Raw genomic sequence first — 12,969 nt, forward strand, 5'->3', positions numbered from 1 at the left:
GTAGTAACCATCGGGATTCGAGCAGTTTGCCTACGACGATATCGTATAATTGTTAACAATATTTGCCTATTGCAAAATCATACGTTTTATATATATACTTATCATCCCATCTCGACAGGAGTTCTGCCATGCCAAACGGCGTTTTTGAAGGCATTCCCAACCGCGCACAAGAAATCATAGCAAACATTGCCAATGAACTACGGAAGTCTTTTAATTTCGAAGGTTATTTCGCAGCCAATACGCAGAGAGAGGTTATAGTACCTTCACATGACCCTGATAAACTGTCTTCACTTCAGCCCTCTGGAAACGCCGAGGAGTCAAAACAACAAGATGTTATAGCTGAAAAGAAAGACGGCCCGCGTGGCAGCACAGGGGAAAACACTAAAGAATCTCCGTGCAAACCACTATTCATCTGCCTATTAATTTATTCAGCAATTATCGCACTGCGAAGAATATTTACTGGAGACGCTTGGAGTGATTCCCTCGGGTTTGAATTTTCTCTCTTTTTTCTTATCTCTATTTGCGGGTATATCACCATAAAATATGGAAAAAATATATACTTCTTTGTATCTGGAGACTCCGAGACATTTAACAAGACTGACAAATTTCACGACGAAATTACCGAAAAAGTATACAGACGACTTCTGCTTAGAAATGCTGTTCTCAACGAAGCAGAATCCCTTGCCTTAACATACAACGCCCATAATCAGTCAAACTCTGATTATAATGCCTATCTTCAACAACAAGGCTGCACACAACAGCATATGGCAGCGAAAACGCCAAAAGATCCGCTTCAAACCAGCGACACAAATCCGCCCCACCCTCCCCACGAAGACAAACCAACCGATCAAAGCGGCAATTCACCCATCGAGCATCCAGGCGATGCTCCGTTCAAAACAACATGTTCTAAGGAGATTAAGGCAGCAGAGCAGCAGCTCAACCCATCAACAAGAGCCTACAACCTTGCGACAACTGATTTATTTGTAGAAAAAGCACTTGCATACCTTAATAGGAAAGCAAAAACACACAACAGGCAGGGATTTTTACTCTATACACTGGGTCTTATCGCCGTCACTACTGCAACATATATTGCATATACGAATGCATACGGGCCATTGTCAAAATTACCGATTCCGTCAAATCAAACATTTACAGGTGAATACATTGTCATATCTTTTGTCAAAAATTTTACTTTTTATGGTTTAATTATAACTATCGCTGTGTACGCTTGCAGACTTGGAAAATCACTACTAGATCAAGCGGAACGAATGAAGGACAGAAGACATGCCTTGCGTCAAGGCCGCCTATTTGTCCATCTCAACGGCGGAAAACTTTCAATTGACGAATTAGACAAAGCATTTAACTGGAATACATCTCAGGAAAATGCTTTCTTTCATTTAAATCCTGAGGCACAGGCCCCATGGGGTAACATGTTCAAGGAAATGATGATCACTATACGCGAGACAGCAAAATCCAGCATGGAACTCACGAAAGCACTAAAGAAAACCGACTAACCCTCCCCTCAACAACAAAACGGGCCGATCCATCCAGACCGGCCCGTTTCCTTTGATCCAATCCCCGCCCGTCAGGCCGGAAACAGCTTCTTGGCCGCTTCCCAGTCCTCGGCAAAATCCACCTCGATGCAGCGATGGGCCGAAATATCCAGCGGCAGGACCGTTACGCCGTCGCGGATCAACAGCTCAAGGCCCATCTCGAAATAATCCTGGTCGTCGCAGCGCGTAAGCATCTCCACAAACCGGGGCAGGCTCCCCCGGCGGATCACGTTGATGCCGATGGCCTCGCCCTGCGGATCAGCCACGATCTTGGACAGATCACGGATGCGCCCGGCATCGTCCAGGGTGTATTTGACTTCCTCCACCCCGCACCGCTTCTTGTCCACGCAGACCAGATTTCCCGCCGGACCGGCCAGAGTGTCGGCCAGCACGGCCGCATCGAACACCACGTCGCCGTTGAGCCAGATCACGTCGTCATCGAGAAGCCGCAGGGCGCAAAGCAGGCTCTTGGACGTATTGGTCAGATAATAGGCCGAGTTATAGCAATAAAACACGTCCGGGAAGGACTCCATGAGCAGGGTCATCTTAAACCCCACCACCACATGGATGGTGCGGATGCCGGCTTCTTTGAGAAGCCGGATCTGGCGGCCCAGGATGCGCTCGCCATTGGGCAGTTCGGACAAGCTTTTGGGAAACGGGCAGCCCAGGCGGCTGCCGATGCCGGCGGCGAGGATTACGGCTTGCATGGCGGTGTCCCTCCGGTGTCGGTAAAACGGCGTTGGATGTACTCGCCAAGACGCACGGCGGCATGGCCGTCCACATGGCGAAAAGACAGTTTGGCCAGGGCCTGCCGGGCCGGGGCGTGCTCGTCCTCGCCGCGGGCCAGCACGGCCTCCAGGGCGGCAAAGAGCGCCTCCGGGTCGGTTGGGCGCGGGCCGGGCGTCATGGTTGCGTAGTCGAACAGGAGCTCCCGGTCGCGGCTGACATAGCGGTCGAAATCGTAGGGATAAAAAATGATGGGCCGGTCGGTCAGCAGATAATCGAAATAGACCGAGGAATAATCGGTCAACAGCGCATCGGACAGGCGCAGGAGCGGATAGGCGTCGCTGACGGCATCGGCCACGGCCAGGGTCGGCGGCAGCGCGCCGGTAAAACGCAGGCCCACGTAGGGATGGAGCTTGAGCACGGTCATGACGTTGTGGCGCTCGCCAAAGGCGGCCAACCGGGCCAAGTCCAGCATCCCCTCTTCAATGGGGCCGCCGCCGCCGTCCCGGAAGGTCGGCATGACCACCAGCACCTTGCCGCCGGCCTTTTTGTGCTTCACCAACCGGCCGTACAGGACCGCGTCCACGCCAAGCATGTCGTCGCGGCGCGGGGCGCGGGTCAGCACATCGTTTCGGGGATAGCCCATCTCTTCAAAACAAGTCGCCAGAAAGGCCGGGGCAAAGGCGTGTTCGGTAAAATACGGCGAGGTCGAGGCCACCGTGTCGTAGCCGGAATACATCGTCGTCAAAAAGGCGGCCTTTTCCGGCGTCATGTTGACGCGAGAGGCCAGTTCCGGGAAGCCAATGGCCTTGAGCGGTATGCCGTGCCACAATTGCACCACCTTGGCCGGATGCAGCAACGTCGCCAGGACTTCGTCCATGCGCCAGTGGAAATCGTCGCACACCACCACCCCGGCCCCCAGCATGAAGGCATCGGCCCGGGGATCGCCCAGGACATAGGCGGCAAGACCCGCCCCGGTCAGCAGGGCGGCCACATCCCGGCTCTCGGTCACAAAGGCGCACGACAGCGCCGGGCAGGACCGGGCGCAGTGGAGAAAGGCGTATTTGCCGTTGTCGTTGAACTGGGTCATCTGGCGGCCGAAAAAAACCACCTGCCCCGGCGAACGCCGGGCTGCGGCGGCCTGCTGCGCCAATGTGGCCAGACGGGAATCGTCCATGCCTCTCCCCTTTCCGATTGCCCACGCACCCCGGCAACTCCCGGCCGCGCCCGGCGCAACACTGTTTCCACCCTATCCCCAGGGTCATCTTCTTGACAAGCAATGGAGTGGCAGCAAAAACTGCACCAGATTTATTGACAATGATTTTCAATATCGCTAGAAGCGGAACAGCACAGGATGCCGGCCGCCAGCAGAACAGCCGCCGCCTGGAGCGCACAACAAGCCAGGAGGCACACATGCTGTCGCAAACTTCAATTTCATCCAAAGGGCGTACGGCCGGCTGGGCCAGGAATTTTCTGGGGACCGGGCGTCGGGAGCAGCCGGGCGGCACAGCGGGCGACACAGCCCCGGGGGCGGGAGAAAAAAGGCAGAAGATGCCGCCGGCGGCCGGGGGGATCATCCCCCCGGACCCCTGTTAAGGGAGAAGCTTTCAAGGGGTTCCTGGCGTTGGCCGGCAATACGGTCGGCTGCGGACCGAACAGCCGGCCCTTGCGTCTGCCGGAAACACCGTTGCTTGGGCGGCCAAAGGGGCGACCCCTTTGGAATCCCACCTGGGGCAGCGAAAACACTGTATTACCGCAGCGGCAACTCCACGGTAAATGTCGTGCCCGCCTCGGAGGTGGTAAAGCGGATGTCGCCGTGGTGGTCCTCGACGATGCGCTGGCACACGGTCAGGCCGAGGCCCGTGCCGGATTCCTTGGTGGTGCAAAACGGATCAAACACCCGGGCGCGCACGGCCTCCGGGATGCCGCCGCCGGTGTCGGTCACCGAGATGCGCACCATGTCCCCCACCGGGGCTGCGGTCATGGTCAGGGTGCCGCCGCCTTCCATGGCCTCGCCCGCGTTTTTAAGCAGATTGAGCATCACCTGTTTGATGCGCGCCGCATCAAAGGGCACGGCCGAAAGCTCCGGGGAAATGTCCGTGACCACCGTGATCCCCCGGGACTCCATGGACCCGGCCATCAGCGCCAGAGACTCGGCCAGCATTGCCCCCAGATCATGCGGTTCGATCTGCGGCGGGGCCGGCCGGGTGAAATCGCGCACTTCATTTAAAAGCCCTTCCAGGCGCTTGGCCTCGGATTCGATGATGCCGAGCTTTTCCGCTTCCGCGCTGTCCTCGGGCAGATGCCGCCGGACCTGACTGGCAAAGCCGCCCATGAGCATGAGCGGATTTTTGATCTCATGGGACAACCGGGCCGCCGCCTCGCCAATGGCCGCGAACCGGGCCGAGCGGATGAGCTTTTCCTGGGCGCCGAGCAGCTCCCGGCCGGTCTTGTCGCGTTCTTCCTTCAGCCGGCGCGACCAGCGCAGGGCAAAGTGGATGGTGGCCACGAACATGGCAAAAACCACCAGCTCAAAAAGCCCCACAATGGCCCATTCGCGTACGAGCAGCCGGCCGATCAGCCCCTGCACCTCGTCTTGCGGCGCAGCCAGAGCCACAGCCCAGCGATTGCCCGGGTCCTCGCTGCCGGCCAGGGAAACCGGACAAAAGGCCACGAACTTTTTGACCGTCCCGATGCTGCCCCGGTGCCAGCCGGAAACATACCAGTCCATGCCCCGCTGCCCGGTCATGATCCGGTTGTTGATCAACCAGGTCAGGCGCGACCAGTCGATGCTGGCGTCGCGCTGACGGCGGACTTCCAGGGATTCCTTGCCGATGAAGTCGGTTTCGTGGTGGTCGAGAAACACGCCGGCGTCGTCGAGCACCCAGGCATAGCCTGTCTGGCCCGAGCGCACATTGTGGGCGTAGCGCCCGGCCACGGCCAGGGCGTCGACCAGCAGCACCAGCCCCCCGACCCGGCCGGAATCGTCGGCCAGCGGCATGGTCATGGCCGAAAGCCGCCGGCCGGCCAGCGGTCCGCTTACCGGGGAAAAGATCCGGCTGACGGCGATATGGCCCATGCGCACCGGTGTGGCAAAGGCTTGCCGGCAAATTTCGGGACACAGGCCGTCAGCAGCCACGGGCCGCCCGGATGCGTCGTAGAACACCGCCGCATCCCCACCTGGGGGAATGACCCCCAAAGCAACCACGTTCCATTCGGCAAAGATACTGTAAAAGGCCGGCACGGCCAGCCACGGCCGGCCCTCGGCCACGGTTTCGTCCCGCCACAGAAGGGACATGCTCTCCAGGCAGGTGCGCAAAAAAGCGTAGTGCTCGCCGATGTCCTCGGCGATCTTCTGGGCCAGAAGCAATTGCTGGTGGTTGAACTGGTCCGTGACCACGGCCTCAAGGTCGGTCTTGGCCCGATACCCCATGCCGGCAATGGCCAGGGTCAGGACCACGAACAACAGGCACGCGGCCAGGATATGCTTTCGGGTCATGGGCCTCCTCCAGCTTTCTTTCGGGTATCTGATTTTTCCCGTGCGCGCAATTGGTTACGGAGCACTCCCGAACTGCCCGCCCATTTTTGGGAAACCAGCCCCTTGCGCCGACGGCCGGCCACGCGCATAAGTCCGCCATGGACATACGCGAATCAATGGAAGTGGAACTGGCCGTGACCCGGCTGGCTCTTGGCGGCAAAGGTGTGGCCCGTCTGGACGGGCTGGTTTATTTTGTGGACGGCGGACTCCCCGGGGCAACGGTTTTGGCCCGGGTGGAAAAAGTGAAAAAGGGCTTTGCCGAGGCCAGGGTCGTCACAACGCTGACCCCCTCGCCCCAGGCCGTGGCCCCGGTCTGCCCCCATTTCGGGGTCTGCGGCGGCTGTGTCTGGCAGGACCTCGACTACGACGCCCAACTCTACTGGAAGCGTGAACAGGTGGTCGAATCACTGACCCGCCTGGGCGGTTTCCAGGACCCGCCCGTGGCCGCGACCATCCCCTCGCCGGCCCTCTACGGCTACCGCAACAAAATGGAATTCGCCTTTGCCGGCAAGCTCTATCTGGGCCTGCACGAGCGCACCCGGCCCAACCGGGTGCTCGACATCGAGACCTGTCCGCTCATGGACCCCTGGGCGGCCGAAATGGTGGGGTATCTGCGCAAAGTCTGCCTGGACACCGGTCTTGGGGCCTTTGACGCCCGCACCAGCAAAGGCGTGTGGCGGCATCTGGTCCTGCGCCAGTCCGCAGCCACCGGAGCGCGCCTGGTCCACATGATCACCGGACCGGCCCGCGGGGCCGGCGACGCGGTCCACGCCCTCGGCGAGACGCTCATGAAAAAGTTCCCCGAGGTGACGGGCTTTGTCCATTCGGTGCGCCGGGCCTCCACGGCCGTGGCCGTGGGCGAACGGCAGGTCTTTTCCATGGGGCGGCCGCTCCTGGAAGAGCAGGTGGGCAAGGTGCGCCTGCGGGTGTTGCCCGATGCCTTTGTCCAGACCAACACCGGCGCGGCCGCGGCCCTGTACGACGTGGTGGCGACGGCGGCCGGCAGCGACCCCGAAGGCGCGGCCTGGGACCTCTACTGCGGCTGCGGCGGCATCGCCCTGACCCTGGCCCCGCATTTCAAGACCGTCTACGGTCTGGATATCGACATCCGGGCCGTGGAGAGCGCCAAGGCCTCGGCCGAGCTGTCCGAGGTGGAAAACTGCGTCTTCCGGGCCGGCGACGCCTCGGCGGCCCTGGAGGAACTGGTCCACACCCAGCCGGCCGTGGCCGTCCTCGACCCGCCCCGGGCCGGAGCCAGCGCCGAGGTGTTGGCCGCACTTCTGCGCGTCGCCCCCAGGCGCATCGTCTACGTCTCCTGCAATCCGTCCACCCTGGCCCGGGACCTCAAGGTCCTGGCCGAGCTCTACGACGTGGCCCAGGTGACGCCGGTGGATCTGTTCCCCCACACCGCCCATATCGAGGCCGTGGCCGCCCTGACCCTGCGCTAGGGCCGGGCCGGCTCGGCAAACGGCCCGGCAGCCGCCAGACAGGCCGCCATATCGGCCGGCCCGGCCGGAAGCGGCGCGGCATCCAGGCAGGGGTCGGCCCCGACCGGGGCGTCCCCTGGCAGGCCAAGCCAGGTCCGGCCCACGAAACGGGCCAGGGCCTGGCCGGCCAGCCGGTTGCCGGCCGCATTCCAATGGATTTCCCGGGGCGGATACAAGACGTCCCCCCGGGCGGCGGCGCAGGCGAAAACCGGCGTCAGGTCGAGCACGGCCACATCCGGGGCCACCTTGGCCAGGACCGCTGCGGCCATGCGCCCGGGCAGGGTCGGGTCAAAGGACTTCGGATCGATGCCGGCCTCAAGGGCGGCCTTGCGCCACAGCCGGTCATTGACCGCCACTTCCGCCGGCGACAGCACCACCGCCACCCGCATTCCCCGCTCCCGGCCAAACCGGGCCAAATCCCGTCCGGTATCGGCCAGGGCCTGCCAGCCCCGGGCCAACTCCGCGCTGTGCGCCGGCTCTCCGGCCACGGCAAAAAGCCGGGTCAGCTCCATGAACCGCTCTTCCGGCAACGGGCTGTAGAGGCCGGAATGTGGTTCGGGGATGTTCATCGTGACGTATTCCCCGGTGGCTTTGATATTGATGGCATCGGCGGCATAATCGAGCAGCCGCAAACCGTGCCCATGGCGCGCAGCGGCCAACCGCTTGCGCCCGGTGGTGATCTCCACAAAATTTTCCCGCAGCCAGCCGTTGACCGGCAGATCGTCAGGCACAATATGCCGGGCCACCTCGACACAGTCGTTGCCGAGAAACATGCCGACCACCAGGGCGTCGGCCTCAATCAGCCCGGCCCAATGGCGCATGGCCTTGCGGTACTGGAAAAAAGACGTCCCAGGCTCGCTCAGGTTGACCAGCCGGGTCGGCGCACCAGCCTGTCCGAGCAGGTTGGCGGCCACGCTTGAGGGGGTGTAATCGGTCTTGACCGTGCCGTAGACATAGGAATCGCCAAATTCCAGAATGCGAAACTCCCCAGGCGTCTTGCGCCGGGGCACGGTCGTGTCGTTGTAGTTGAGCGCCGTCAGGTTGACGATGTCCCCGGTGGGATTGATAACAGCCCGATAATAAGCCTGTTCAAAAAGCCGGCAGGCGAGTTCGCCCAGGCCCACAAGCAGCACGGCGCCCGCCAGGAAAAGCAGGCATTTGTTACGCATGGCGGTTCCCATCATCCGGCCAAGGCCGGTCCTGTTCATGGACTGGGGCCGCACTGAGTCCGCGGATGCCCGTTTGTTGCACAATGTGCTGTCAATTGTCATGCCCGCCATGTCGCACCGGAGCCGGCCGAGGTTTCACTTTCCCTGCCCTGGCCGGCCCGGTATGCTCAGCCGGCATTCGCCTTCACGCCCAACCGCCCAGCCATCCAGGAAGAAACCATGCCCGACGCCCCCTGCCGCCTCCACATCCGTCACGCCGCCGACGCTGCCGCCGTGCGCCGCGTCCTTGACGAGACCCTGCCGGCCTACGCCGACGTCTTCCCGGCCGACCGGGACGCCGCCATCCTGGTCAAGCCCAACCTCAACGCCAACATGAACGCCCTGACCGGCAACACCACCGACCTGCGCCTGCTTGTGGCCTTGCTTGGCCATCTGCACGACGCCGGCTATCGCCGGGTGCTCGTTGGCGAGGGCACCAATTCCGGGTTCTATCGCAACAAGATCGGGGTGATCGAGCGGCTGCGGGTGGACCGGACCGCGGCCCGCTTCGGCTACACGGCCGTGGACCTCAACTACGCCCCGGGCGTCGCCATTGCCTTTGAAAACGGAGTCACGGCGGCCATTGCCCAACCGGTCATGGATGCGGCCCTGGTCATCAACCTGCCCAAGCTCAAGACCCATTTCGAAGCCGGCATGTCGGTGTGCCTAAAAAACCTCATGGGCTGTCTGGTCGGCCAGGAAAACAAGAAAAAAACCCACCAAAGCCTGGCCGCCAACATCGTCAACATCAATTTGGCCGTACGCCCGGCCCTGGCCATCGTCGACGCGCTTATCGCCATGGAGGGCCTCGGCCCCACCCGGGGCACGCCCATACGCCTGGACACCCTGGTTTTCGGCGACAATCCTTTCGCCATTGATCTGGCCTGCGCCCGGCTGGCCGGCTTCCCCGAGGCCAAGGTGCGGCCCCTGGCCGAGGCAAGGCGGCGGGGGCTCATTCCCCCGGCCCTGGACGCCTTCCTGGACACTCTTTCCCTGCCGCTTCTGGCCGGCCGCCCCCTGGTCCCGCCGCTGGCCGGCCGGCTGGCCACCTTCATCCACAGTCCCAAGCGCCAGAAGTATTTCCTGGCCGTGCGCAATACCGCCTTTTTCACCTGGCTGGCCGGCACGGACTGGTTCGGCAAGCTGCTGTTTGCCGCCGGCCTGCGCCAGGACGTTTTTTGCCGCGACGAAATGCGCCTTACCGGCCTGACCCTCGACCGGGCGGCCTGCGACGACTGCGGGGCCTGCCGCCGGTTCTGCCCGGCCGGGCTCGATCCCGCAGCCGTGGCCAAAAGCGGCGACCGCACCGGCTGCCTGGAGTGCCTCTACTGCTTCCTCGTCTGCCCGCGCTCGGCCCTGGTCTTTCACGGCGAACAGGGCTTTTTGGCCGAACAACTGCGCCAGTACGACGGTCTGGTGCGTCAGTTGGATGGTGGCGACGGAGAGGGGGGAGAAAAGAAGGAAGAGTGCCTCCGGCGGCCGGGGGGATGATCCCCCCGGACCCCTGCAAAGGGGCCATTTTTACCTGGGCTGTATGCTCGAGTGGAAGAGCCGGACGGGGGCGCAACAGGAGCGGAGCAAGACAAGACGGGGCCGCCTGCCGGACCAGAATCTGCGTTCTGGCCCGGCAGGCGGCCCCGGAAAACGTCGGGCGACCGGGCTGGTTAGCCGTTTCGCAGCTTGACGATAATCTGGTCCATGTCGCCGGACAGGTCGGCCAGGGCGTGGACGGCCTGGGCCGACTCATGCATCCCGTTACTGGTGGTTTCCACCACCTCGCTGACCTCGTTCATGGCCCGGTTGATCTCCTCGGCTGCGGCAGACTGCTGCTCGGAGGCGGCGGCAATGCCGGCCACCTCGCGGGCGCTGGCCTCGGCCAGGGCCAAAATCTCGCGCAACACCTCGCCGGAACGGCCGGCCAGCTCGGTGGCCTCGGCCACGGCCTGCCCGGCCTTGTCCACACTGACGATGTTGCCCGACACCGATTGCTGGATGCTCACCACCGCCTGCCCCACTTCCTTGGTGGCGGTCATGGTCTTCTCGGCCAGCTTCCTGACCTCGTCGGCCACCACGGCAAACCCGCGTCCGGCCTCGCCGGCCCGGGCCGCCTCAATGGCGGCGTTTAAGGCCAGCAAGTTGGTCTGGTCGGCAATGTCGGAAATGACGGACATGACCCGGCCGATGGCTTGCGTCTGCTCGCCAAGCGCGCTCATGGCTCCCTTGAGATCGGACGACACGGTGTTGACCCGGTCAATCGAGCGCATGGATTCCTCGACCACGGCCGAGCCGGCCGAGGCCTTGGCCTTGGTGTCCTCGGCGGACTGGGCGGCCCGGGAGGCGTTTCTGGCCACATCCAGGACGGTGGCGGTCATCTGGGCAATGGCTTCCACCACTTCGCGCAGCCGGTCGCGCTGGTGGTCGGCCCCGTTTCGCACCTGCTCCACCTGGGATTCGAGCTGCCCTGAAGCGGCAATGATGCTCTCGATGACGACGCCGAGATTCTCGGCCGCCTCGGCCATGCCCTCGCGCTTGGCCACTTCAGCCATGCTGCGGGCAGCTTCGGCCTCGGATCTGGCCGCTTCGGCGCACTTGGCCTCTTCGTTGGCCTCCTGGCTCATGGCCTCGGCCTCGGCGATCTTGGCCTTGAGGCTCACCACCATCCGCTCGATGGTATTTTTAAGCTCTGCCATCTCGCCGGAAAAACGCCCCTCGGCCACGGCGTCGAAATCGCCCCGCGACACCTTGCGGGCCAGATCCATGACCCGGCGCAGCGGCGCGGTCATGCCCCGGGCGGTGAAAAAGCCCACGACCATGACGATCAGGGCCACGGCGCAGGAGGCGGTCAGGGTCGAATACATGATGGTGCGCTCGGTAGCGGCAATGGAAGCCCGGTCGCGCCCGATAAACATCATGCCGGCAATCTTGCCGTCGGCTCCTTTAAGAGGCCAGTAGGCGGTGTTGTAGTCCTGGCCGATGATCTTGTTGACATCGAGGAAACGGGTGCCTTTTTGGAGCACCGTCTCGAGGACCAACTGATTGTCCATCTTCGTGCCCACCACCCGTTTGCCGTCCCGCTCGATGGTGGTGGCCACCCGGGTGTCGCCGTAAAAAATGGTACACTCGGTGCCAAGCACCTTTTTCATTTCGTCGACAAAGGCGTTGCTGGAGGACAGGTTGATGCCGGTAGTGACGGAACCGATGACTTTGCCGTTGTCATAGACCGGATAGCCGGCCCGCAGAGAGAATTTGACGGCCGTGCCTTCTTCCAGGCCGACCGACCCCTGGCCGGCCAGGGCCTTTTGCACGTTGATCTGATTTTTGACGGAATCGCCGATCTTGTCGGAATGCCCCCGGGCCACCACCACGCCCTGGGCGTCGGCGATGGTGACGAATTCAATGCGCAGTTCACGCTGGGCTTCCTTGGCAATGGCGACGAGTTTGGCCGTGTCCTTGGCGGCGATGGCCGTGGCGATATCCGGGCGGGTGGCCAGCAGATAGGTCACGCCCCGCACTTCCTGGCTGGCTTCCTTGAGCATCGAATCCACGGCATCGGCCTTGGTGTCGATCTCATGTTGGCTCATGCGGTTGAGCCCGTCGGAAAGATAGACATGCACGGTGACGGAAGTGGCCAGGGTCAGCAGCGCGACAGTGAAAAGAAGCAGGGCAATGATCTTTCCGGTGAGGGTCAAACGCATAAACACCTCCTGAGCCGACCGGGAGAGGTCCCCCGGGAACGTGGACCGTGAATTTTCGCACAAGGATGACTTCGGTTACAAGGCAATTGTATCATAGGGAAAATACTTGCGACTGAAAAGCTGTTTCCCCTTTTTTTCGCGAATTTTCCCCTTTCAAAGCCTGGATAATCCGAATTTTCACAATACACCGCCCCCCAAGGGTCACGGCTTGGTCACAAACCGGGCCAGCAAATACCCGTCCCGGCCCGAGCCCAGGGCGTGCACCTCCAGCCAGCCCCCGGGAATCACCGCCGTGACCGCCACCTGTGCGCCGTCGCCCAGGTCCTCCAGCACCTCACAGGTCAGACTCGGACAGGCCAACAAGTTGACGAGCGGGGCCGACACCCGGTAAACGTTCGCCCCGCCGGCCACAGCCCCGGCCGCCTTGTCCGCCTGTCCCCGGCCGGCACAACCCGCCAGACACGCCACTGCCGCCAAACCCGCACAGGTTGCCAACAGCCCTCTGAATTGTTTGCGCATTGTTGTTCCCCTCCTGGTTTATCGCTGGTCATAAATGAAAACAGGAATCATTCCTATTGCCAAGCCCGCCGGCATCAGGCATACCCCAATCCAGGCCGCCGCCAACGCACCCCTGTGCCCCGGAAGGGAGCGCAGGCCCGACAGGCGTCTGTCCCGAAGAGATCGCCGGGGCACAACCAGCCTGGGCCATAAAAAACCGGCCGACGCCGCTGATCCGCCGGCCCGGAGTCCGGGACGGCAGCG

9 protein-coding genes are annotated in these 12,969 nt (G+C 62.4%); 3 read left to right on the forward strand and 6 right to left on the reverse strand.

The features are described 5' to 3' along the window. Positions 1–128 precede the first annotated feature (128 nt). On the forward strand, positions 129–1,514 hold the full coding sequence (locus NY78_RS24825) for a hypothetical protein (protein ID WP_156180972.1): 1,386 nt from the start codon (positions 129–131) through the stop codon (positions 1,512–1,514). A gap of 71 nt (positions 1,515–1,585) precedes the next feature. Here NY78_RS24825 and NY78_RS16655 read toward each other — a convergent pair whose 3' ends face one another. The 3 genes from NY78_RS16655 to NY78_RS16670 all read right to left on the reverse strand — a co-directional run bounded on the left by NY78_RS16655 (position 1,586) and on the right by NY78_RS16670 (position 5,778). Then, the gene (locus NY78_RS16655; RefSeq protein ID WP_043638356.1) at positions 1,586–2,260 is read right to left on the reverse strand and encodes a phosphocholine cytidylyltransferase family protein; all 675 of its coding nucleotides are present in this window, start codon (positions 2,258–2,260) and stop codon (positions 1,586–1,588) included. Continuing rightward, a complete protein-coding gene (locus NY78_RS16660) occupies positions 2,248–3,456 on the reverse strand; it encodes a CDP-glycerol glycerophosphotransferase family protein (protein WP_047960249.1) in 1,209 nt (402 codons plus the stop codon). The genes NY78_RS16655 and NY78_RS16660 overlap by 13 nt, the downstream gene beginning before the upstream one ends. Before the next feature lie 573 nt (positions 3,457–4,029). After that, on the reverse strand, positions 4,030–5,778 hold the full coding sequence (locus NY78_RS16670) for a sensor histidine kinase (RefSeq protein ID WP_043638361.1): 1,749 nt from the start codon (positions 5,776–5,778) through the stop codon (positions 4,030–4,032). Positions 5,779–5,915: 137 nt separating this feature from the next. Between NY78_RS16670 and rlmD the strand changes: the two genes are divergently transcribed. Continuing rightward, the gene (rlmD, locus tag NY78_RS16675; RefSeq protein ID WP_043638484.1) at positions 5,916–7,265 is read left to right on the forward strand and encodes a 23S rRNA (uracil(1939)-C(5))-methyltransferase RlmD; all 1,350 of its coding nucleotides are present in this window, start codon (positions 5,916–5,918) and stop codon (positions 7,263–7,265) included. Here the strand turns inward: rlmD and NY78_RS16680 are convergent. Next, a complete protein-coding gene (locus tag NY78_RS16680; protein ID WP_043638487.1) occupies positions 7,262–8,473 on the reverse strand; it encodes an alginate O-acetyltransferase AlgX-related protein in 1,212 nt (403 codons plus the stop codon). The genes rlmD and NY78_RS16680 overlap by 4 nt on opposite strands. Positions 8,474–8,692: 219 nt before the next feature. On the opposite strand from NY78_RS16680, the gene NY78_RS16685 reads away from it, so the two are divergent. After that, the gene (locus NY78_RS16685; RefSeq protein ID WP_047960250.1) at positions 8,693–10,003 is read left to right on the forward strand and encodes a DUF362 domain-containing protein; all 1,311 of its coding nucleotides are present in this window, start codon (positions 8,693–8,695) and stop codon (positions 10,001–10,003) included. Between the two features lie 173 nt (positions 10,004–10,176). Here the strand turns inward: NY78_RS16685 and NY78_RS16690 are convergent, their stop codons facing one another. After that, positions 10,177–12,207: a methyl-accepting chemotaxis protein gene (locus NY78_RS16690; RefSeq protein WP_043638364.1), complete on the reverse strand. Its 2,031-nt coding sequence runs from the start codon at positions 12,205–12,207 to the stop codon at positions 10,177–10,179. Between the two features lie 201 nt (positions 12,208–12,408). Further along, positions 12,409–12,726, reverse strand: a complete 318-nt coding sequence (locus NY78_RS16695; RefSeq protein ID WP_043638367.1) for a hypothetical protein — start codon at positions 12,724–12,726, stop codon at positions 12,409–12,411. Between the last annotated feature and the right edge of the window lie 243 nt (positions 12,727–12,969).

The sequence above is a fragment of the Desulfovibrio sp. TomC genome (assembly GCF_000801335.2).
Taxonomy (GTDB): domain Bacteria; phylum Desulfobacterota; class Desulfovibrionia; order Desulfovibrionales; family Desulfovibrionaceae; genus Solidesulfovibrio.